Here is an 18,319-nt window from a genome sequence, read left to right on the forward strand (position 1 = left end):
CTACTGAGCCGAATGATTCGGTCGCAAGCTCCCTCATGCCTCGACCTCCATCCGCTGCGCGGCTTCGCGGCGCGGCTTCGTGCGGCGGTGCAGGACGACCCGGCCGCCCTTGTCCGGCGCGTACGCGACACCGCGCGAGTGCCAGCGCTCGCCGGGCGCGTACGTCGTGCGCAGTTCGAAGTCGCGCAGCAGCGTGCGCAGCACCACGGTCATCTCCAGGTTGGCGAAGGCGGCGCCGACGCAGCGCCGGGTGCCGCCGCCGAACGGGATCCACGCGTAGGTGGCCGGTTTGACGCCGACGAACCGGGTCGGGTCGAAGCGCCGCGCGTCGGGGAACACGGACTCGTCGCTCTGCACCAGGTCGATGCCGGCGAGCACGGTCCAGCCGGGCGGCACGGCGCCGCCGCCGATCACCAGGCCGTCGCCCTTGACCCGGCGGGCCGTGTTGATGACGACGGGTCGGGTGCGCTGGATCTCCAGGACGGTGGCCTGGAGCAGCTCCGTGCCGCCGCGGTCGAGGTCGTCGACGAGGGCGTGCAGGGCGGCCGGGTGCCGGCTGAGCCGCTCGAGCGCCCAGGCGAGCGTGGTCGCGGTGGTCTCGTGGCCGGCGGCGAGCAGCGTGAGCAGCTCGTCCTTGACGTGCGCGTCGGACATCGGCGCGCCGTCCTCGTAGCGGCTCTGCAGCATCATCGAGAGGATGTCGTCGCCGGGTTGCGCGCGGGCGCGGTCGATGAGCACCTGCACGGTCTCGTCGTAGGCGGCGCGGTATTCGCGGAAGCGGCGCCACGGGTTCCACGGCCCGATGCCCCGTTCCTTCATCGGCAGCATGGTGAGCCGCGAACCGTAGGTGACGAAGGCCGGCAGCGTCTCGCGCAGCGTGGCCAGCTCCGCGCCCTCGGCCCCGAACACCGCGCGCAGGATCACGTTGAGGGTGATCCGCATGAACGGGGTCAGGGTCGCGAACTCCCGGCCGACGGGCCAGCTCGCGGCCTCCTTGTGGAACTCCTCCTCGATCAGCCCGGCGTACGCCTGCATGCGCTTGCCGTGGAACGGCGGGACGAGCAGCTTGCGGCGCAGGCGGTGCGGCTCGCCGTCGAGGCCGAAGATGGAGCCGCTGCCGAGCATGCGGCCGAGGTTGGGCTGCGGCGTGCCGGCGACGTCGGGGCTCGCGGTGAAGAGCTGCTTGAGCGCGGCGGAGTCGCTGACCACCAGCGTCTTGCCGAACGGCGGCACGTCGAGCACGAACGTCGAGCCGTAGCGGTCGCGCAGCCGCATCAGGAACCGGCGGCGGGCGAAGACCATGCCGACCGCCTGCGCGGCCTTCGGCATCCGCACCGTGGGAGCGTCGATCTGGCCCATCCGTCCTCCTGCGATGGGAGTACCGTCCAGTACCCGACACCAGCACGGTAGCCCCGGCGTTCGCCCGGACACAAGGGTTGATCTATGTCTCCAAACGGGCCCTGTTTGGAGACAACCGCGCCAGCACCTGGTGGGCCCGGCCGCGCGCCACCAACCTCATCAGGTGGCGCCGCCGCGGCTCGTTGACGATGACGACGTCGTCGAACCGGTGCGCGCCACGGCGTCCGGCGACCGCGTGGGCCGCCTCCCGGACGGCCCGCAGCTGGCCGACGGTCAGCTGGAGCGCGCGCTCACCCGGTTGGTAGGTCGCGCCGATCGGGAAGTCCCGCCGGGGTTTGTCGCGCATCTCCACGTGGCAGCCGAGCACATGGGTCACCTCGTGCCCGTCGGCGAAGGCGACCAGTCGATCCAGCGTCGCCAGGAAGGCGGGATAGTCGAAGGCGTACAACCGTCCAGGTAGGACGGTGTCGCCGGTGAGCAGGACGCCCGTGCGGGGGTCCCAGACGGTGATCGCCGCCGGATGGTGGCCGGGCGAGGCGAGGATCGCCAGCTCCCGCCCGCCCAGGTCGAACGCGACAGTCTCCGCCGGCCAGGTGGCGCCGAACCCGAAGAACTCCTTGACCTCGTCGGCGCCGCGGCCGACCACCGTCGTGGCCGGCCGGTCGGCGAACTGCGGGTCCGCGGCGACATGGTCGCCATGGCCGTGCGAATGCGCGACCACCAGTGGGTAGTCCGGGTCGCCGGTGCGGTGCGCGAGCAGCTCGTCGACGGTCGCCCGCAACGGGAAGAGGTCCGGGTCGGCCGTCGCCCCGGTGTCCAGCAGCAGCGCCCGCCGGTCGCCGATGAGCAGGTAGAGGAACGGAGCCTCGTAACTGACCGCCTTGCTCTGGCGGAGGATGGCCGTGCGGTCGTCGTACCAGTGGACCTGGATCTTCGGCTCGGACGGGCGCGCGCCATGGTTCCAGCGGACGTCGAGGTTGCCGGCGGTGAGGGTCATCGGTCGTCTCCCAGGGGTGTGGCCGCGAAGAAGTAGCGGACGTGTCGCCGGCCGGGTCGCGGACCCTCGTCCCGGGCGGCGTAGGGGGCCAGCAGAGCCGTCCACTTCGCCCTGAGCTCGGCGGCCTCCTCGGGGCTGAGCGACACGACCCCGGAGGTGATGCCGAGCGCGCCGCGCCAGCAGCCGGAGCTCTCGTGCTGCTCACGGTCGGCGTAGGCCCGGATCGCCGCGGTCTCGCGGTCGATGACGACGCGCTCGAGCTGGCGGCGCAGCAGATGGTCGTCGCCGGAGTCGACCTTGATCGTGGGCCGCGGGCTGACCACCCGCCACTGGCGCTCCCGGCGGTCGCCGCCCGGCTCCGCCTCCTCGACGAACCCGTACTTGGCGAGCTGCCGCAGGTGGAAGGAACAGTTGGCCTGCGGGACGCCGAGGAGCCGTCCGCAGTGTGCGGCGGTCGCGGGGCCGGTCGAGGCGAGCAGCTCAAGCAGGTCGAGCCGGAGCGGATGGGTCAGTGCCTTGATCGCCAGAGGATCGGTGACGCGCATATGCCAAAGACTTCTTTGATATCAGCGAAATGTCAAGGACTTCTTTGGCATTGCGGGCCGATAGAAGGAGTGGACCGCGGGCTGGCCGGTGTAGTTGGGTCCGGCCCGGTCGTCGGCGCCCTGATAGGCGTAGGGCAGGTCGTCCGGCTCCCGGCGGCCTTCGCAGGTGATGCGGCGGCGCCGCGCGTCGTAGGCGAAGCCGTGTTGTCGCAGCCAGTTGGTCAGTGGGCGGCCGAGCGGCTTTCCCGTGTCGGCGTCGCGGACGCTGGTGAGGTCGAGGTCGGCGACGAGCAGCCCCGCGTCGGTCAGCCAGCTCGCGGCGCGGACGAGGAGGTCGAGCTTGTCGCCGATGTAGTGCAGCCCGTGCACGACCGTGATGAGGTCGAAGCGGCGGTCCGGCTCCCAGCGCGCGACGGGTGCGCAGACCAGCGTGACGCCGTTGCGAGGGCCAGCGTCGAAGTAGTCGACGAGGTCGACGCCGACCAGCGCGACGTCGGCGCCGCGGGCGGCGAGCGCGGCGCCGGCCTGGAGCAGGGCACGGCCCTGGCCGCAGCAGAGGTCGAGCCAGGCTTTGCCGTGCGGCGGTTCCAGCCGGTCGAGCGGGTTGAAGCCGAGATCGCGGGTGTAGCTGTTCGGGCCGGCGAGCTGGCGCTCGCGGTTCATCGCGGAGTTGGCCACGACCGCGGAGTCGGCCAGCGTCTCGTCGTCCACCATCCGGCGATTCTGCCTCGGCTCACAGGAGCAGGTTGAGCAGGACGGTCAGCACGATCGAGGCGATGACGGAGAAAGCGATCATCAGTAGGCAGCCGAGCCCGCCGCCCAGCGGGCGCACCTCGACGTTTCCGATTCTCATGCGTCGTGGGTACCCGCGGATCCGCGCTTGACGCCGCCGTGGTTCAGAGGGCCAGGTTCAGCAGGACGGTGAGCGCGATCGTGCCCAGCACCGAGACCGCGACCATCAGAAAGCAGCCGATCCCGCCACCGAGCGGCCGTACCCGCGTGTTGCCTGATCTCATGCGGCGGCTGGTACCCGGTGAACGCTCGTTCAAGCGTCGTGCGGATCACACCAACCCGGCGTACGCCGCCCGCCGGATGCTGTCGGCGTAGCCGCTGGGCAGCGCGAGGCCGGCCAGGTCGTCGAGCCCGAAACAGCCGGCGGCGAGGTGCTCGACGCTGATCCGGACCGGCTGCTCGGCGGCGGTGGCGCGGCAGGCGAACGTCTCGATGTGGACGGTCCGGCCGCGCACCTGGTAGTCCCAGGCGTCGACGTGCGGCCCGACCGTGACCAGCAGGCCGGTCTCCTCGCGAATCTCCCTGGCCAGCGCCGCGGGCAGGGTCTCCCCCGCTTCCGGCCGGCCGCCGGGCAACTCCCACTCGGCGCGGTCGTTGCGCAGCAGCAGGAACCCGTCCGGGAGGCGCAGCACGCCCTTGACCGAGACCGTCACCCTCGGCAGCTTAGGGTGACCCGATGGCGTTGATCGACCTCGACCGGCCGGAGCCCGCGGGCCGCGCCACCGCCGCCCGTGGACCGGCGTGGAAGGTCGCCGCCGTGGCGGCGGTCGCGCTGCTCGCCGTGCTGCCGGGTGAGACGCCCGCGCCGCCCTATTCGGCGCCGAACTGCACCCTGCTCGTGAGTCCCGGCGACGGCGCGGCAGTCAATCACGCGCTGATCGACCCCGCGACGGGACAGATCACCGAGGCGTTCCGTGTCGCGCCCGGCAGCGTGACGCGGGTGTCGGTGGTGTGCGACGACTGACCGGTGCGGCTCCGACTCGGCGGTCTCCTGCCGCCGGGTGCGCCTGGTCTCCACGCGGTCGCCGGCGAAGCGGGCGAAGACCTGCGAGCTGATTCCGGCGATCAGGTCCCCGCGCAGGATCTCGACGAGGAACCTGCTCGACCGCCAGCCTCCACTGAATGCCCGACGCGTGCGATGCTCGTGCCCATGTCGATCTTCAAGCGCAAGCAGCCCGAGCCCGTGGACCTGAGCGTCCTGCTGCTGCAGGGGCAGGACATGATCGGCCGGCTCGCCGCCGCCCACGCGGCCTGGGGTCTCGGCACCGCGGAGCGCCGGGACCTCGACCAGCAGACCGGCATGATCACCTGGTCGTTCCCGGACGGGTCGCGACCGCGCCGGCGCAGATCCTCGCCTCCTACAACCGGGCCGCCGGGTCGTGGCTGTGGGCCTGGGCCAACGAGTCGGTCCTCCCCGACCTCAGCCGCGACTCCCGCCGGGTCCGCGACTGGGCTCGCGAGCACGGCCACGCGACGCTGGAACAGCCCCAGCTTCAGGCCGACGACGACCTCGCCCACACGCTGACCGCGCTGGCGGTCCGGATCACCGAAGCGGGCGGCTTCTACCAGCCGACCAACGGCGCGGTCATCCCGATCATCACCTTCGGGCCGGTCACCGTCAGCCCTCGCGCCGGCGACGGGCCGACCGCCCGCCACTGACCGGGCCGCGGCGGGTCAGTGGTCGTCGAGGACGACGAGCGCGATCCCCCGGTCGGCGCCCGCGAGCACGGGTCGCCCAGAACGTCGGCCTGCCAATGAATCTCGGTGTACCCGCCGAGACCGGGCAGATCCTCCGCCGGTTCCACCGCGTGGTCCGTACCGGCTCGGCGTCAGCGAGACCGGCGGACGTAGTCGGCGTAGTCCTCGCCGGCCACCGCGGTGTTGACCCAGCGATCCGGCCTGGCCGCGGTCAGCTCCTCGGCCAACCTGACCGCCTCCTCCGGGTCCGCGCCGCGACCCAGCTCCCGGCCCTGACCTACGTAGTCCTCGTCGACCGGATCCAGTGACACGAAGTTGGGCAGGTCGAGGAACTGGTCATCGTCCGGATCCCGCACCGTGTGCAGGCTGATGCGGTACTCGCCGGACCGGGGCGCGACCTCGACCCACCGGACGGCCGCCTCGCCGTTGACCTCCGCGCCACCGAGGAACTGTTCGATGCCCTTACCGCGGCGCAGCGCGCCCATGGCGAACTGCCGGGTCAGATACCGGGTCACTCGGGGTTCTCCGGCCGGCGCGCGCGGATGGAGCCCGCGTGCGCCTTCTTGCTCGGGTCACGCCGCACCGCCACCAAACTGGCGACCGTCGTGACGATCAGGACGCCGGCGATCACGAGCAGGGACAGGTTCGTCGAGATCTCCCAGACGCTGTCGGAGATGTCCTCGTGGGCCCAGTGCAGCGCGAGCTTCACGCCGATGAAGCCCAGGATGATCGCGAGCCCGGTCGACAGGTAGACCAGCCGGTCCAGCAGCCCGGCCACGAGGAAGAACAGGGCCCGCAGGCCGAGCAACGCGAAGGCGTTGGCGGTGAAGACGATGTATGCCTCCTCCGTCACTCCGAAGACGGCGGGGATGGAGTCCAGGGCGAAGAGCAGGTCGGTGCTGCCGATCGCGATCAGCACCACGAACAGCGGCGTGGCCACCCGCTTGCCGTTCTCCTTGGTGAACAGCTTGCCGCCGCGGTAGTCGTCGGTGACCGGGACCAGCCGGCGGGTCGCCCGTACCAACGCGTTGTCGGCGTCCGGGTCCTCGTCGCGGTGCCGGTAGAGCTGGACCGCCGTGTAGATCAGCAGCAGGCCGAAGACCAGGAACATGAAGGAGAACAGCGACAGCAGCGTCGCGCCGAGCACGATGAAGACGACGCGGAACGCCAGGGCGAGCACGATGCCGAAGGTGAGTACGCGTTGCTGGTGCGCCGCCGGGACGGCGAAGGTCGTCATGATGATCACGAAGACGAAGAGGTTGTCGACGGAGAGGCTCTTCTCGACCAGGTAGCCGGCGAAGTACTCCGTGCCGTAGGTCCAGCCCGAGATCGACGCGAACACCACGCCGAAGACGACGGCCACCGCGATGTAGAAGACCGACCACGCGACCGCTTCCTTGAAGTGGACGGCGTGCGGTTTGAGCGTACCGATGATCAGGTCGAGGGCGAGTAGTCCGAGGATGACCAGGATCGTGAGCGTCCACCCGAGGGCGCTGACCTCCAGCATTACCGTCCTTTCGTCGCTACGTGATCAGCGTTGAGCTTGCCCTACGGCGTCCACCCGGGCGCGGAGGCGGACCCGGGTGATCGCGCGTCCCGTCACCTCGGCGACCTCCGCGGTGTGTCCCGGAAGCTCGACCGTCTCGCCCGGGGCGGTCGGGATGTGCCCCAGCCGGGCCAGCAGCAGCCCGGCGATCGTCGTGTAGTCGCGCGGATCCTCGTCGCCCAGGTCCACGCCGATATCGGGCAGATCATGGATGGGGTACGTGCCGACGAGCAGCAGGTCCCCCTCCTTCGTACGGATGACGTTCTGCACGTCCCGGTCGGTCTCGTCGTAGATCTCGCCGACGATCTCCTCGACCAGGTCCTCCATGGTGACGATCCCGTCGACCGCTCCGCGCTCGTCGACCACGATGGCGAACTGCTGGCGCTGCTGCCGGAGCTGGCGGATCGCGTCGGTCACCTTGAGCGTCTCGGGCAGGAACACGGCCGGGTTGGCGCTCGCCGCGACCGGCCCGTCGACGTCGACGAGGTCGCGGATGTGCACGATGCCGAGCACGTCGTCGAGCCCGGTCGGCCCGACCACCGGCGCCCGCGACTGCCCGGCCTTGACGATCTCGCGGAGCGCCTCGGTGGCGACGGTGTCGGCGGCTAGCGTGAACACCGCACCGCGCGGCGTCAGCACCTCGCGCAGCACCCGGTCGGCGACCTCGAACGCGCCACTGATGATCATGCGCTGGTCGTCGGGGATGGTCTGCTGCGCGGCCACCATGTCCCGCAGCTCCTCGGTGCTGACCTCCTCGCGGGCGGCCTCGGGGTCACCGCCGCTCACTCGTACGACCAGATCGCTGGTCTTTCCCAGCAGCCAGACCAGCGGCCGCGAGATGGTGGAGAGCAGGTCGAGGGGACGCGCGACGGCGAGCGCCCAGCCCTCGGCGCGCTGCATCGCGATCCGCTTGGGCGCCAGCTCGCCGAAGACCAGCGTGAAGAACGTCAGCACGATGGTGACCACGACGATCGACACGGGCTCGGCCGCGCCGCCGAGGAAGCCCAGGGGCTCGATCAACGGCTGGGCCAGCGAGACCGCGGCGGCCGCCGACGCCAGGAAACCGGCGAGCGTGATGCCGATCTGGATGGTCGCGAGGAACCGGTTCGGGTCGTCGGCGAGCCGCGCCAGCACCTGCCCGCCGCGCGACGAGCGCTCCAGCCGCCGGATCTGCCCCTCCCGGAGCGACACGAGGGCCATCTCGCTGCCGGCGAAGACCGCGTTCAACAGCACCAGCACGAGTACGAGCGCGATCTGCACCCCATAGCCCCCCACGGGCGTCCCTCCGTCGTTCGGGCGTTCCAGCACCAGTAGACCGGTAAACCCGGGCGGCCACGCGTCTTTACACGCGCGGCCGCCTGGGAGCCGTGAAGGTTACCCGGTGAGGCTGAAAGCAATCCTGGTCAGCGAGCGGTCGAACCGGCGCGTTGTTACGGTGGCGCCATGTCCCGCGAGGCGTGGATCCTCGTCATCGTGGTCGGGGCGCTCCTGGCGCTCGGCTCGCTGATCGGCGCGATCGTGCTCGGGGTACGCGTGGTCCGGGTCCGCAACCAGCTGGGGACGCTGGGGTTCGGTGGCAAAGTCGCGTTCTACGGCGCCCTGGTCTTCACCATCTTCCCGGTGGACGTGCTGCCGGACCCCATCTATCTGGACGACATGGGCGTGCTCGGGCTGGCCCTGCTCTATCTCAACGGGCTTCTCCGGCGCCGCCAGGAACGCCTGCCGCGGACCCTGCCGCCGCTGCCCCGCACGCCGGCGCCGCAGGTGCCGAGAAAGAGGGGCTCACCAGGTCGGTGAGCCCCTCTTCGCGCGGAGGAGACCGTTGTCTCCGCCGGATCGGACCGGGATCGTGGTGTGCGGGACGGACCTCCTTTCGCTTTCGCGCGGTGGCGGATGACGTCGGCCGTGGCGGCGGATCCTCGTCGGGCCGCGGCGGGGACGGCGGAGGCGGTGGTGGCGGCGGCTCGTCCTCGTCCCAGGACGCGGCGACGATGGCGTCGAACTCGGCCCGCAGCAGCTCCTCGTCAGCGCAGAGCAGCTCGATGAAGGCGTCGTCGATCGTCTCGACCATCGTCGGTCACCCCCTTGGCCCGGCTCAGGCGTCGATCGCCTGCTGTCCACCCTTCGCGTTGACGGCGACCTTGCGCGGCTTCGCCTGCTCGGCCACCGGAATCTTGACCACCAGCACGCCGTCGTCGTAGCTCGCCGCTATCCGGTCGGTGTCGAGGGCGTCGCCGAGGAACACCTGCCGCGAGAAGACGCCCAACGGACGCTCGGACACCTGGACCGCGGCGTCGTCGTCGACGAGCAGCGGGCGGCGTTCGGCCTTGACGGTCAGCACGTTGCGCTCGATGTCGATATCGATGGCCTCCGGCGCGACGCCGGGCAGGTCGAACGCGATCACCAGCTGGTCGCCGCTGCGGTACGCGTCCAGCGGCATCGCCGCCGGCCGGGACCACGTGCCCGGCTGGGCGCCGAGGAGGCGCTGGGCCACCTGGTCGATCTCACGGAAGGGATCGGTGCGCATCAACATCGACTCTCACCCCTTTCACCTGTCGTACGACGGTGTCAATGCGCTTCCCCTTCGTTGTACCATGTCATCGGAACGACGACAAGCTGATTGGTCATCTCACCTATGACATCGAACCCCGTGGCCGCGTTGGAGCAGGCCATGGCCGAGGCCGTCGACCGCACCGAGGACGTCCCGGTCGACGACCTGCTGGCCGCCCTCGTGGCGCTGCGGCGCCTCCGGGCGCGGCTCGACGGCTGGGAACGGCAGTTGATCGCCGGCGCCCGCGATGCCGGCGCCAGCTGGGCCGAGCTCGCGCCCGCGCTCGGCGTGGCCAGCCGCCAGGCGGCGGAGCGGCGCTTCCTGCGCCTCGCGCCCGGCGACGACGCCGAGCCGAGCACCCGCGACCAACGCGTCCAGGTGGTGCGCGACCGCCGCGCCGCCGACCGGGCCGTCGACGACTGGGCCCGCACGCAGGGCGCCGACCTGCGCCAACTCGCCGGGCTGCTCAGCGCGCTCGAGGACCTGGGCCCGGCGGCGCAGCCGAGCCTCGACAACCTCTATCGCGCGATCGGCACCGACGACGCGGCCGCGCTGGTCCCGCTGCTGGCCGAGGCCGCCCGTCACCTGCCCGCCGGCCACGCCTTGGCGAGCCGCCTAGCCGGCGTCGCCGCGCACGCGGATGAGATCCGCGAGTCGACGCGCCGACAGCGCGCCCACGACCGCTGACCGGCAGTTACCCGGCGCGGAACCGTCACGCGATCATCAACGCCAGGTGACCACGGGGGACGGAGCTACCTGCAGGCGCTCGATCCGCGCGGAGTCACGACCGCGGCGGAGCTCGTCGTCCTGCTGCGCGGCGTGCGGGACCGCTGGGGTCTGACCTACCGGACGATCGCGAAACGGGCCGAGCGGGCCGGCGCGGTGTTGCCCGCCAGCACGTTGGCCACGATGCTCGCCCGGCAGACCCTGCCCCGCCGGGAACTGGGGACGGCCGTCCTGACCGCGTGCGACGTCGCGCCCGCCACGGTGCGGCACTGGATCGCCGTGTGGGAGCGGCTGGCCGAGGGCGCGGGACCGGCCGCCGTCGCGCCGGCCCCCGAGCGGCCCGTCCGTTCCAACGCCAACGCGCCGCAAGGAACTCAGCGACCGCTACAAGTCCGAGTCCACACTGCACAACCTTGGAATCGTGCTGCGCCGGCTGGGCCGCTTCGAGGAGGCGTTAAAGCACCACCGGGGGTCTCGCGATCACCCGGGAGCTGGACGACCGGCTTCGCGAGGCGCTGGTGCTGACCAACCTGGCCGAGACCCAGCAGGCGCGCGACCACGCCGAGCAGGCCCTCGCCACCAGCCGGGACCTGCGCCACGACCGCGGTTGCGGGCTCGCCCTGCGGTTGCTGGGCGAAATCCACACGACCCTCACTCTCGAACGCCCCGGCTCGTCAGGCTCCCCTTGCCCACGTGACCAAGGCATGCAAAGCGCGCGGACGTGCCTTCGTGGAGCGTGAGGTTGCGGCCGTCGGAGGGGTCGAAGAGGTGGATCTTCTCCAGGTTGACCCAGACCCGGGCCGTGTCGCCCTCCTTGACCATTGACTCCGCCGAGAAGCGGCAGACCAGGTTCGAGCCGCTCGCCGGCAGGTCGCCGCCGCCGGCGTCCGCCGCCAGCTCCGCGCGCCAGCGCCACCGGCGCGACAACCACGCCCCCGTTGTGTGCGACGGCATCCGCGTGGGCTTGCGGGTGTGGACTTCCACACCTCCTGGCTGTGGTCAGCCCACTGCGTTCGGCGGTCGACCTCATGGTCCGGACCGCGGCGGGTTCATAGCGTCGTGGCATGATCCATATGTCAGCTGAATCGATGCGCACCGGCGTGTCGCGAGAGCACGCCCGGTGGCCGATTACGCCGGGTGTCGAGTCGCCCGCACCGGCGGGACGCCGGCGGCGGACCGCCGCCCGCTCGCCGTTCACCTCCCGGATCGGCCGGTGGAGAGCCCAGCATCCCTGGCTCGCGATCGCCGCGTGGCTGTCGCTGGTGGCGGCGAGGCCGGCCGGCGGCAGCCTGGTCAGCACGGTCGAGGCGAGCTCACGCGACAGCCTGCACGGGGAACTGGCCCGCGCGGACCACATCGAGCAGGCTGGCGCGTTCGCCGATCCCCCGGCGGCGGTGAGTGTCCTGATCACGGCCAGGACCGGCGATCTCGACCTTCTGCGGGACCGGGCCGTGGCGGAAACTTGTCAACGCGGATGCGCGCCCTGCCCGACCTCGGTGAGCCCATCGTTGGGCCGGCCTGGCACCAGAATCGCATCACTCACACCGGAAGGAGGCTGGGTACGCCGCGCGGCGGTGGCCCTGACGACAGATGAGCATCTCATGGGACCCCGCCGCGGCAGGTGTGCTGCGACTGCCGTCCGGTCGACTTGTCCGCGGCCGCGCACTGCGCAATCCGCTCCCGCCCGGAGCGCGCCCCAACTTCGCGCTCTACCTCCTCGGCCGCCGGCCGCCGGCCGTGGAGTGGGAGCATCGCTGGCTGCGCTGGCCTGATTTCCGGTTGCCGTCCGACGACGCCGAGACCGCCGACGCGCTCCGCGAGGCGTGGGCCCGCGCCGTGGACGATCGTGTCGAGATCGCCTGCGGCGGTGGGAAGGGACGCACGGGCACCGCACTGGCCTGCCTCGCCGTGATCGACGGTGTGCCCAACGACCGAGCGGTCGCCTACGTACGGCAGCACTACGCGCCGCGTGCCGTCGAGACCCCGTGGCAACGCCGTTACGTCGCCCGTTTCCGATAGCCCGGTGAAGACGCCGTCCCGGGATACGCGCCGCGATCCCGGGACGGCACTGGCGTCAGGCGGTGACGCCCGCGGACCTGCCTTCGTGGAGCGTGACGTTGCGGCCGTCGGAGGGGTCGAAGAGGTGGATCTTCTCCAGATTGACCCAGACGCGGGCCGTGTCGCCCTCCTTGACGCGGGACTCCGCCGAGAAGCGGCAGACCAGGTTCGAGCCGCTCGCCGGCAGGTCGCCGCCGCCCGCGTCCGCCGCCAGCTCCTCCAGTTCCGCCGACGTCGCCTTCTCGCCCTCGACGGTGAAGTAGACGTACTTGTCGGAGCCCATCGACTCGACCAGGTCGGCCGTGGCCTCGAACTCGGCGCCCCGCTGGCGGATCGAGTCCTCGATCAGCGACGCGTCCTCGAAGTGCTCCGGCCGGATGCCCACGATCAGGTCGCCCGACGCGTCCGCGACCGCGCGCCGCATCCGCTCCCCCAGCGGGAACTCGCCCAGCGACGTCTTCAACCGACCCTCCGACGAGACCGAGGCCGGCAGGAAGTTCATCGACGGCGACCCGATGAAGCCCGCCACGAACAGGTTGTTGGGGTGGTCGTAGAGCTGCTGCGGCTCGCCCACCTGCTGGATCGCGCCGGCCCGCATGATGACCACCCGGTCGCCCAGGGTCATCGCCTCGGTCTGGTCGTGCGTGACGTATACCGTGGTGGTGCCCAGGCGCTTCTGCAGCCGCGACACGACCGTGCGCATCTGCACCCGCAGCTTGGCATCCAGGTTGGACAGTGGCTCGTCCATCAGGAACGCCTTCGGCGACCGGACGATCGCCCGGCCCATCGCCACCCGCTGCCGCTGGCCACCGGAGAGGTTGGCCGGCTTGCGGTCGAGCAGGGCGGTCAGCTCCAGCACCTTGGCCGCCTCGTCGACCTTGCGATCGATCTCCTCCTTGGACAGTTTGGCCAGCTTCAGCGGGAACGCCATGTTCTCCCGCACGGTCATGTTCGGATAGAGCGCGTACGACTGGAACACCATCGCGATGTCCCGGTCCCGGGGCGCCTTGTCGTTGACCTTCTGCCCGTCGATGCGCAGCTCGCCGGAGGTGATGTCCTCCAGGCCGGCGATCATGTTGAGGGTCGTCGACTTCCCGCACCCGGACGGGCCGACCAGGATCACGAACTCGCCGTCCGCGATCTCCAGGTTGAACTCCTGCACCGCCAGCGTGCCGTCGGGGAACGCCTTGGTCACCTTGTCGAGAACGATGTCAGCCATTGAGTACCCCTAACCCTTCACGGCGCCGGAGGTCAGGCCGGAGACGATGCGCCGCTGGAAGAACAGCACGAACAGGATGATCGGTACGGTGATGACCGCGGCCGCGGCGCAGATGGCGCCCGTCGGGTCCTCGAACTGCGACGCGCCCTGGAAGAACGACAGCGCCGCCGGGACCGTGCGCGAGCGCTCGGTCGAGGTCAGCGAGATGGCGAACAGGAAGTCGTTCCAGCAGAAGATGAACACCAGGATCGCGGTGGTGAACACGCCCGGTGCGGCCAGCGGCGCGATCACCCGCCGGAACGCCTCACCCTGGGTGGCGCCGTCCATCTTGGCCGCCTTCTCCAGGTCCCAGGGGATCTGACGGAAGAACGCCGACAGCGTGTAGATGGCCAGCGGCAGGCCGAACGTGATGTAGGGCAGGATCAGGCCCGGCCACGTGTCGAACAGGCCGATCGACCGCTCGATCTCGAACAGCGGCGAGACCAGCGACACCTGCGGGAACATCGCGATCAGCAGCGAGATGCCGATCAGCAGCTTCTTGCCGGGGAAGTCGAGCCGGGCGATGGCGTACGCGGCCATCGTGCCCAGCACCACCGCGACCAGCGTCGAGATGAGCCCGATGCCGATCGAGTTGATCAGGGCGCGGACGAACTGGTCGGTGCTGAAGATGTTGCGGTAGTTCTCCAGCGTCCACTCGCGCGGGATGAAGTTGCCGTCCGTGACCGTCGCCGGGGTCTTGAACGAAAGCGAGGCGATCCACAGCACCGGGATCAGCGCGAAGACGATCACGACAACATCGAGCAGGCCCCACCGCCACTTGGCGGCGGCGGACTGGTCCATGACGGCCATCAGCGCCTCCCCTCCTCGTCACTGCCGGGTGCCGCCGTGCCGAAGAGCTTCACGAAGATGAACGCGATGATGGCCACCGCGATGAAGATCAGCACCGACATGGTCGACCCGATGCCGAGGTTGAGACCGCGGATCAGGTTGTTGTAGGCCAGCATCGAGACCGACGAGGTGTTGTTGGCCCCGGCGGTCAGCACGTAGATGTTGTCGAAGACGCGGAAGGCGTCGAGGGTGCGGAACAGCAGCGCGACCAGGATCGCCGGCTTCATCACCGGCAGCATCACCTTGGTGAACCGCTGCCAACCCGTAGCGCCGTCCATCGAGGCGGCCTTGAGCAGGTCGTCGGGCACCAGCGCGAGGCCGGCCATCAGCAGCAGCGCCATGAACGGCGTGGTCTTCCAGATCTCCGCCAGCATGATGATCGCCAGCGAGCTGGCCCGCTCGGTCAGCGGGGCGCCGTCGGCGAACACGCCCGCGAGGTAGCCGGTGTCCGGCGTCCACGCGTACTTCCAGGAGAACGCGGCGACCACCGTGACGATGCCGTAGGGGATCAGCGCCGCGGTGCGCACCAGGCCCCGGCCGACCAGCGTCTTGAACATGATCCAGGCGAGCGCCATGCCCAGCACGAGCTCGACCGCGACGGTGACGACGGTGATCAGCACGGTGATGCCGAACGCCGTCCACCAGTAGCCGTTGCTCAGCACGGTGATGTAGTTGCCGAGCCCGATGAACTCGCGCTCGTCCGGGAACTTGAGGTCGAAGCGCTGGAAGGACAGCCAGACCGAATAGAGGATCGGGTACGCGGTGACGGCGAGCATCACGATCGCCGCCGGCGCGCAGAGCAGCCAGCCGAGCCGCCGCTCCTGCTTCTTGCCCTCGCTGAGCTGGGTCTTGGCCTTCCGCTCCGCCCGTGCCCGGTGGGTGGTGGGTTTGGTGGCGGTCTCCGTCGTCACGGCAGGACCCCCTTCGACTCGAGCGCGTCCTGGATCGAGCCGCGCAGCTCCTGCGCGTCCTGCTCCGGCCGGATGGCCGACGGCGGCGACAGCGTCGCCGAGAGCACCGTGGACAGGTTCTGGTAGGCCGGGGTGATCGGCCGGTTGGCGCCGTCCTTGACCTGGGCCAGGATGTCGGCCTTGAAGGGGTACGCCTCGTCCATCTGGGGGTCGTCGTAGACGGACTCGATGGTCGGCGGCACACCGTCGTTGACCGCCGAGAACAGCTGGTGCTCCGGCGAGCGCAGGCAGAGCGCCGCGGCGTACGCCTCCGCGGGGTGCTTGGAATAGGACGAGACCGCGAGGTTGTAGCCGCCGATGGTCACCTTGCTCGGCGTGTTGGCGTCGATGCCCGGGTAGCGCGCCCACTTGACCTTGTCCTTCAGGTCCGGCGCGCCCTCCTGCAGCGCCGGCCAGACGAACGGGTAGTTGAGCTGGAACGCCCCGCTGCCGCCCTGGAACTGCAGCCGGGCCCCGTCCTCCTGGGTGTTGGTGAACGACGGGTTGGTGACGCCGGCCGACGCGAACTTCTGCAGCGTGCCGAGCGCGGCGACGGCGCCCTGGTCGAACTCGACCTTGGTGCCCTCGTCGTTGAGCAGCTTCCCGCCGCCGCTGGCGACCATGTTGTTGTAGAGCACCACCAGGCCCTCGTACTGCGCGCCCATGGTGTCGATCTCGTAGGGCTTGCCCTGGCTCTTGAGGTCCTGGGACATCTGGATCATCTCGTCCCAGGTCTTCGGCGGGTTCGGCACGAGGTCGCTGCGGTACCAGAGCAGCTGCGTGTTGGTGTTCTTGGGCGCCGCGTAGAGCTTGCCCTCGAAGGACGCCGACTCCAGCGGCTGCTGCAGCGTGCCCTGCGACGCCTCCTGCTTCTCCTGCCCGGTCCACTCGCGGATCCACTTCGCGCTCGCGAACTCCGCCGTCCAAGTCACGTCGAGCCCCAGCACGTCCATGCCGTCGTCCTCGGCGGCCAGCCGGCGCACCATCTGCACCCGCTGGTCGTCGGCGCCGCGCGGCAGCACCTGGTACGCGATGCGGTAGCGCCCCTGCGCCTGCTGGTTGCAGTCGTCGACGACCTTCTGGAAGTTCTCCTCCGGCGCGTAGTAGACGTTGATCTCCGGTATCCCACCGTCGTCACCGCCGGCGCATGCGGCTGTCGGGGCCAGCAGGGCAAGGGTGGCGAGCGTCGCCAGGCCCCGCTTTCTGCGTCCTCGAGATCGTTCCGCCATATCCGACCTCCGTTCCCGCGTCATTGCGGTTTGCCGATCTCGGTCCATGCCCAACACACCGGGAAAGCAAACGTGGACCGGGCGTACATCTCGTGGACAACGGCGAGACACGGTACGGTCGCCTTACGTAACCGCGACGCCCCCGCCCGACCCGCGGAGGTCATGCCGTGCAGGACACCACTTTGTCGGTCGCGTTCGAGGTGCCCGGTCTGCCGCCGCAGAAGACCGAGACCCTGTCGATCCTGTCCGCCGGCCATCGCCAGGCCGAACGCGTGCGCGCGCTGCTGCTGGCGGCGTTGGCGGCGGCGCAGCGCAGCGGCTGGACGCCGTTACGGTCACCGGTCGTCCTCGAGGTGGTGGTCCGCGGGCCCGAGCAGCACGTGGGTTCCGCGCCGCGGTTCCTGGCCGGCGTGGCCGACGTGCTCAGCGACAAGCGCGGCCGGCTGACCGGCACCCACCTCGGCGTGCTGGCCGACGTCACGCTCTTCACCGACGAGCGGCAGATCCGCGCGCTGAGCTACCGGGAGGAGGCGGCGGACGAGCCGTCGTACCTGGTGAGGGTCGCCGCACTCGGCGTTTGACGGCTCTGGGGCGCGGGAATCCTTGCGGCATGGCCGAACCGCACGTCTCGATCGATCCGCAGGATCCGGTGCAGCGCAAGCTCCGCGGGCCGTTGGAGGAGCAGCTCACGTCGGCGCTCAAGGCCGCCACGGAACGGGTCCGCGCCTCCTACCGGGGCGAGCCGTTCGAGGTCGTCGCCCGGCGGCTGCTCGACGAGACGAAGGCCGGCCTGCATCCGGACATCGCGGCGGGCTTCGAGCCCGACATGGACGAGCTGTGCCGGCTCGCGGTGGCGATCGTCCGCGGTCAGGCCTGACGCGCCACGTCCTCGGCGGTGCCCCAGCAGAGGGTCATGCCGGCGCCGCTGTGCCCGTACGCGTGGATGGTGTCGCCTTCCCGCTCGACCCGCGGGCCGCCGTGCCGGGCCGGTCGCAGGCCGACGAGGTGCTCGCGGATCGCCGCGTCGCGCAGGCGTGGCTCCACCTCGGTCGTGCGGCGGAGGATGGCGGCCGCGGTCTCCGGCCTGACCGAGCGGTCGGTGTCGCCGACCTCGAAGGTGCCGCCGAGGACGACGTCGCGGCTGCGGGGGTGGATGTAGACCGGGCCGAGCGGGTGGTCCTCGTCGCGGATCGAGGTGGTCAGGCCCGGGTTGTCGACGACGACGACCTGGCCGCGGATGGGATAGAGGTCGGCGTCGCCGGTGAGGTGGGCGGCGCCGAGGCCGGTCGCGTTGACGGTGAGGCCGTGCGGGATCCGGTCGATCCGTTGCTTCCGGAAGGTGCCGCCGGCGGCCCGGAAGCGGTCGAAGAGGTGCGTCAGGTAGGGCACCATCTCGACGGCGGGGACGGTGAACCGCCACTCCCCCTCGTCGACGGTGAAGTCGTCGACGGCCGGCGCCCACCACGGTTCTGTGCGCGGGTCGTGTCGGATGATCATCCGGGTCGGTCGCATGGTGACGCCCGGTGTGCCGGCGGCGGCCTCGGCCCGGAAGACCTCGAAGGTGCGGGCGCCCCAGGCGAGGACGCGAGGGTCGGCGTCGACGCGGGTCGGGTACCAGACCGCGGCGGCGACGGCCGAGACCGTGTCGGCGGGCTCGTCGGCCGCCACGACCGCGACCTCGGCCCCCCGCTGCTGGAGCGCGACGGCCGAGGTCAACCCGATGATCCCGGCACCCACCACGACGACGTCCACCCCGCCATC

The 18,319-nt window shown here is 70.8% G+C and carries 23 protein-coding genes; 7 read left to right on the forward strand and 16 right to left on the reverse strand.

The window, feature by feature from the left end:
- Nucleotides 1-33: 33 nt before the first annotated feature.
- From O7635_RS32870 to O7635_RS32890, 5 genes are all read right to left on the reverse strand, one after another.
- The gene (locus O7635_RS32870; protein ID WP_278084382.1) at nt 34-1,359 is read right to left on the reverse strand and encodes a cytochrome P450; all 1,326 of its coding nucleotides are present in this window, start codon (nt 1,357-1,359) and stop codon (nt 34-36) included.
- Nucleotides 1,360-1,441: 82 nt separating this feature from the next.
- Entirely contained in the window at nt 1,442-2,356 is a 915-nt protein-coding gene (locus tag O7635_RS32875) for an MBL fold metallo-hydrolase (protein WP_278084383.1), read from the reverse strand.
- The gene (locus O7635_RS32880; RefSeq protein ID WP_278084384.1) at nt 2,353-2,901 is read right to left on the reverse strand and encodes a winged helix-turn-helix domain-containing protein; all 549 of its coding nucleotides are present in this window, start codon (nt 2,899-2,901) and stop codon (nt 2,353-2,355) included. Before O7635_RS32880 ends, O7635_RS32875 begins: the two co-directional genes overlap by 4 nt.
- 21 nt (nt 2,902-2,922) lie before the next feature.
- Nucleotides 2,923-3,615, reverse strand: a complete 693-nt coding sequence (locus O7635_RS32885; RefSeq protein WP_278084385.1) for a methyltransferase domain-containing protein — start codon at nt 3,613-3,615, stop codon at nt 2,923-2,925.
- 347 nt (nt 3,616-3,962) lie between these two features.
- Nucleotides 3,963-4,346 carry an NUDIX hydrolase gene (locus O7635_RS32890; RefSeq protein WP_278084386.1) on the reverse strand — a complete coding sequence of 128 codons (384 nt, stop codon included), beginning with the start codon at nt 4,344-4,346 and terminating at the stop codon, nt 3,963-3,965.
- Nucleotides 4,347-4,369: 23 nt separating this feature from the next.
- Here O7635_RS32890 and O7635_RS32895 point away from each other — a divergent pair, with 23 nt between their 5' ends.
- Both O7635_RS32895 and O7635_RS32900 read left to right on the forward strand, forming a co-directional pair.
- Nucleotides 4,370-4,657: a hypothetical protein gene (locus tag O7635_RS32895; protein ID WP_278084387.1), complete on the forward strand. Its 288-nt coding sequence runs from the start codon at nt 4,370-4,372 to the stop codon at nt 4,655-4,657.
- Nucleotides 4,658-4,815: 158 nt separating this feature from the next.
- Nucleotides 4,816-5,352, forward strand: a complete 537-nt coding sequence (locus O7635_RS32900; protein ID WP_278084388.1) for a DUF6882 domain-containing protein — start codon at nt 4,816-4,818, stop codon at nt 5,350-5,352.
- 170 nt (nt 5,353-5,522) lie between these two features.
- Here O7635_RS32900 and O7635_RS32905 read toward each other — a convergent pair whose 3' ends face one another.
- The 3 genes from O7635_RS32905 to O7635_RS32915 are packed head-to-tail and all read right to left on the reverse strand — an operon-like array spanning nt 5,523 to nt 8,212.
- Nucleotides 5,523-5,906: a hypothetical protein gene (locus tag O7635_RS32905; RefSeq protein WP_278084389.1), complete on the reverse strand. Its 384-nt coding sequence runs from the start codon at nt 5,904-5,906 to the stop codon at nt 5,523-5,525.
- The gene (locus O7635_RS32910) at nt 5,903-6,898 is read right to left on the reverse strand and encodes a TerC family protein (protein ID WP_278084390.1); all 996 of its coding nucleotides are present in this window, start codon (nt 6,896-6,898) and stop codon (nt 5,903-5,905) included. Before O7635_RS32910 ends, O7635_RS32905 begins: the two co-directional genes overlap by 4 nt.
- A 24-nt stretch (nt 6,899-6,922) precedes the next feature.
- Nucleotides 6,923-8,212 (reverse strand): hemolysin family protein, encoded by a 1,290-nt coding sequence (locus O7635_RS32915; protein WP_278084391.1) that lies wholly within the window; start codon nt 8,210-8,212, stop codon nt 6,923-6,925.
- 168 nt (nt 8,213-8,380) lie between these two features.
- Between O7635_RS32915 and O7635_RS32920 the strand changes: the two genes are divergently transcribed.
- Nucleotides 8,381-8,734, forward strand: coding sequence for a hypothetical protein (locus O7635_RS32920; protein WP_278084392.1), 354 nt, complete (start codon nt 8,381-8,383; stop codon nt 8,732-8,734).
- A 298-nt stretch (nt 8,735-9,032) separates the two neighbouring features.
- On the opposite strand, the gene O7635_RS32925 is transcribed toward O7635_RS32920, so the two are convergent.
- Entirely contained in the window at nt 9,033-9,470 is a 438-nt protein-coding gene (locus O7635_RS32925) for an Hsp20/alpha crystallin family protein (protein WP_278084393.1), read from the reverse strand.
- 102 nt (nt 9,471-9,572) lie between these two features.
- Here O7635_RS32925 and O7635_RS32930 point away from each other — a divergent pair, with 102 nt between their 5' ends.
- A complete protein-coding gene (locus O7635_RS32930; protein ID WP_278084394.1) occupies nt 9,573-10,175 on the forward strand; it encodes a hypothetical protein in 603 nt (200 codons plus the stop codon).
- A gap of 155 nt (nt 10,176-10,330) precedes the next feature.
- Here the strand turns inward: O7635_RS32930 and O7635_RS32935 are convergent, their stop codons facing one another.
- Together O7635_RS32935 and O7635_RS32940 are read right to left on the reverse strand one after the other, a co-directional pair.
- Nucleotides 10,331-10,573, reverse strand: coding sequence for a hypothetical protein (locus O7635_RS32935; RefSeq protein ID WP_278084395.1), 243 nt, complete (start codon nt 10,571-10,573; stop codon nt 10,331-10,333).
- A gap of 292 nt (nt 10,574-10,865) precedes the next feature.
- A complete protein-coding gene (locus O7635_RS32940) occupies nt 10,866-11,141 on the reverse strand; it encodes a hypothetical protein (RefSeq protein WP_278084396.1) in 276 nt (91 codons plus the stop codon).
- A gap of 663 nt (nt 11,142-11,804) precedes the next feature.
- On the opposite strand from O7635_RS32940, the gene O7635_RS32945 reads away from it, so the two are divergent.
- Nucleotides 11,805-12,233, forward strand: coding sequence for a protein phosphatase (locus O7635_RS32945; protein ID WP_278084397.1), 429 nt, complete (start codon nt 11,805-11,807; stop codon nt 12,231-12,233).
- Between the two features lie 55 nt (nt 12,234-12,288).
- Here the strand turns inward: O7635_RS32945 and ugpC are convergent, their stop codons facing one another.
- From ugpC to O7635_RS32965, 4 genes are read right to left on the reverse strand one after another with little or no spacing between them, the layout of a single operon-like run.
- A complete protein-coding gene (ugpC, locus tag O7635_RS32950; protein ID WP_278084398.1) occupies nt 12,289-13,491 on the reverse strand; it encodes a sn-glycerol-3-phosphate ABC transporter ATP-binding protein UgpC in 1,203 nt (400 codons plus the stop codon).
- Nucleotides 13,492-13,500: 9 nt separating this feature from the next.
- Nucleotides 13,501-14,340, reverse strand: coding sequence for a carbohydrate ABC transporter permease (locus O7635_RS32955; protein ID WP_278084399.1), 840 nt, complete (start codon nt 14,338-14,340; stop codon nt 13,501-13,503).
- Nucleotides 14,340-15,290, reverse strand: a complete 951-nt coding sequence (locus tag O7635_RS32960) for a sugar ABC transporter permease (protein ID WP_278084400.1) — start codon at nt 15,288-15,290, stop codon at nt 14,340-14,342. The genes O7635_RS32955 and O7635_RS32960 overlap by 1 nt, the downstream gene beginning before the upstream one ends.
- Nucleotides 15,287-16,558, reverse strand: coding sequence for an ABC transporter substrate-binding protein (locus O7635_RS32965; protein ID WP_278084401.1), 1,272 nt, complete (start codon nt 16,556-16,558; stop codon nt 15,287-15,289). The genes O7635_RS32960 and O7635_RS32965 overlap by 4 nt, the downstream gene beginning before the upstream one ends.
- Before the next feature lie 167 nt (nt 16,559-16,725).
- Here O7635_RS32965 and O7635_RS32970 point away from each other — a divergent pair, with 167 nt between their 5' ends.
- Both O7635_RS32970 and O7635_RS32975 read left to right on the forward strand, forming a co-directional pair.
- Nucleotides 16,726-17,139 (forward strand): hypothetical protein, encoded by a 414-nt coding sequence (locus tag O7635_RS32970; protein WP_278084402.1) that lies wholly within the window; start codon nt 16,726-16,728, stop codon nt 17,137-17,139.
- A 29-nt stretch (nt 17,140-17,168) separates the two neighbouring features.
- Entirely contained in the window at nt 17,169-17,435 is a 267-nt protein-coding gene (locus O7635_RS32975; RefSeq protein ID WP_278084403.1) for a hypothetical protein, read from the forward strand.
- On the opposite strand, the gene O7635_RS32980 is transcribed toward O7635_RS32975, so the two are convergent.
- The gene (locus O7635_RS32980) at nt 17,426-18,310 is read right to left on the reverse strand and encodes an FAD-dependent oxidoreductase (RefSeq protein ID WP_278084404.1); all 885 of its coding nucleotides are present in this window, start codon (nt 18,308-18,310) and stop codon (nt 17,426-17,428) included. The two genes, O7635_RS32975 and O7635_RS32980, sit on opposite strands and share 10 nt — an antisense overlap.
- Nucleotides 18,311-18,319 lie beyond the last annotated feature (9 nt).

Source organism: Asanoa sp. WMMD1127 (assembly GCF_029626225.1).
Lineage (GTDB): Bacteria > Actinomycetota > Actinomycetes > Mycobacteriales > Micromonosporaceae > Asanoa.

Bases quoted from the DNA above. Each gene is read 5' to 3' on its own strand.
- O7635_RS32885 (WP_278084385.1), bottom strand. From the start codon at position 3,615: ATGGTGGACGACGAGACGCTGGCCGACTCCGCGGTCGTGGCCAACTCC.
- O7635_RS32920 (WP_278084392.1), top strand. From the start codon at position 8,381: ATGTCCCGCGAGGCGTGGATCCTCGTCATCGTGGTCGGGGCGCTCCTG.
- O7635_RS32910 (WP_278084390.1), bottom strand. From the start codon at position 6,898: ATGCTGGAGGTCAGCGCCCTCGGGTGGACGCTCACGATCCTGGTCATC.
- O7635_RS32900 (WP_278084388.1), top strand. From the start codon at position 4,816: ATGCCCGACGCGTGCGATGCTCGTGCCCATGTCGATCTTCAAGCGCAA.
- O7635_RS32880 (WP_278084384.1), bottom strand. From the start codon at position 2,901: ATGCGCGTCACCGATCCTCTGGCGATCAAGGCACTGACCCATCCGCTC.
- O7635_RS32925 (WP_278084393.1), bottom strand. From the start codon at position 9,470: ATGTTGATGCGCACCGATCCCTTCCGTGAGATCGACCAGGTGGCCCAG.
- O7635_RS32870 (WP_278084382.1), bottom strand. From the start codon at position 1,359: ATGGGCCAGATCGACGCTCCCACGGTGCGGATGCCGAAGGCCGCGCAG.
- O7635_RS32955 (WP_278084399.1), bottom strand. From the start codon at position 14,340: ATGGCCGTCATGGACCAGTCCGCCGCCGCCAAGTGGCGGTGGGGCCTG.
- O7635_RS32945 (WP_278084397.1), top strand. From the start codon at position 11,805: ATGAGCATCTCATGGGACCCCGCCGCGGCAGGTGTGCTGCGACTGCCG.
- O7635_RS32975 (WP_278084403.1), top strand. From the start codon at position 17,169: ATGGCCGAACCGCACGTCTCGATCGATCCGCAGGATCCGGTGCAGCGC.
- O7635_RS32930 (WP_278084394.1), top strand. From the start codon at position 9,573: ATGACATCGAACCCCGTGGCCGCGTTGGAGCAGGCCATGGCCGAGGCC.
- ugpC (WP_278084398.1), bottom strand. From the start codon at position 13,491: ATGGCTGACATCGTTCTCGACAAGGTGACCAAGGCGTTCCCCGACGGC.
- O7635_RS32965 (WP_278084401.1), bottom strand. From the start codon at position 16,558: ATGGCGGAACGATCTCGAGGACGCAGAAAGCGGGGCCTGGCGACGCTC.
- O7635_RS32895 (WP_278084387.1), top strand. From the start codon at position 4,370: ATGGCGTTGATCGACCTCGACCGGCCGGAGCCCGCGGGCCGCGCCACC.
- O7635_RS32875 (WP_278084383.1), bottom strand. From the start codon at position 2,356: ATGACCCTCACCGCCGGCAACCTCGACGTCCGCTGGAACCATGGCGCG.